Annotated in this window: 2 protein-coding genes and 1 pseudogene; 2 read left to right on the top strand and 1 reads right to left on the bottom strand. The window is 66.5% G+C overall.

Annotation, left to right across the window (positions count from 1 at the left end; all coding sequences use genetic code 11):
• The coding region (locus A3728_RS22350; protein WP_269084901.1) for a 3D domain-containing protein at positions 1-148 on the top strand (148 nt) is incomplete at its 5' end.
• Complete coding sequence (locus A3728_RS12185) at positions 145-726, top strand: Smr/MutS family protein (RefSeq protein WP_067923956.1); 582 nt, start codon at positions 145-147, stop codon at positions 724-726. The genes A3728_RS22350 and A3728_RS12185, both read left to right, overlap by 4 nt.
• Here the strand turns inward: A3728_RS12185 and A3728_RS12180 are convergent.
• A pseudogene (locus A3728_RS12180) lies at positions 723-933 on the bottom strand (MFS transporter); the annotation flags it as partial. The gene A3728_RS12185 and the pseudogene A3728_RS12180 sit on opposite strands and share 4 nt — an antisense overlap.

Genomic DNA, 933 nt, shown 5'->3' with positions numbered 1-933 from the left:
GATCAAGGGCGCGCAACGGGCCGATATCTTCTTTGGCACCGGGGATGGCGCGGGGCGTGCGGCGGGGCGGCTACGGGATCCGGGGCGGATGGTGGTACTGCTGCCGATACAGGGGGCCTATGCGCTTCTGCCGGAAAGCGCGATATGAAACGGCGGCGGCTCAATGACGACGATCTGGCGCTTTGGCGCAAGGTCACGGATAGAACGGAACGGCTGAACCTGAAAACGCTGTTTACCCCCGAGGTAGAGACGAAAGAGACCCCCCAGCCCAGCTTTGCAAAGCCCAAGGCCCGGTCTGTTCCGCCCCCCGCGCCCAAGCGACCGGCCGGTTCCCATGATGTGGCACCGCCGCTCGGCGAACAGCTTCGTTCCGCGCCGGTACGCATGGATACCAAGGCCTTCGGCAAGATGAAGCGGGGCAAGCTGAAGCCGGAGGGTCGGATCGACCTGCACGGCATGACGCTGGAACAGGCCCATCCCGCGCTCACCGGATTTATCCTTCAGGCGCATCGGCGGGGAAAGCGGCTGGTTCTGGTGATCACCGGCAAGGGCAAACGGCGGGACGACGGCGGCCCGATCCCGGTGCGCCACGGCGTGTTGCGCCATCAGGTGCCGCAATGGCTGTCGGCCCCGCCGCTCGGCGGGCTGGTGCTGCAGGTCACGCCCGCGCATATCAGTCATGGTGGCGGCGGGGCCTATTACGTGTATCTGCGCCGCCAGCGTTAGACGGCGAGCCGCTTGCCATAGCGGGCGATGCCGGTTGTGGCCAGCGCGGCAGCGACAAGGTAGAACAGCGCGATGGGGAGCATCTGCTTGGGGAAATCGACCCCCATATCGATGAACGCCCCCGTCACCCCCGGCCCGATTGCCGACCCGAACACCATGAGCGCCGCCGCCGCCGATTTGATGGCGCCCAGATGCCGTGTGCCGAAA

The sequence above is a fragment of the Sulfitobacter sp. HI0040 genome, assembly GCF_001634885.1.
Classification (GTDB): Bacteria; Pseudomonadota; Alphaproteobacteria; order Rhodobacterales; family Rhodobacteraceae; genus Sulfitobacter.
This window is presented reverse-complemented; position numbering and strand designations above follow the sequence as displayed.

What these genes read in the sequence shown, in the direction of transcription:
- A3728_RS12185 (WP_067923956.1), top strand. Translation starts at nt 145, where the DNA reads ATGAAACGGCGGCGGCTCAATGACGACGATCTGGCGCTTTGGCGCAAG.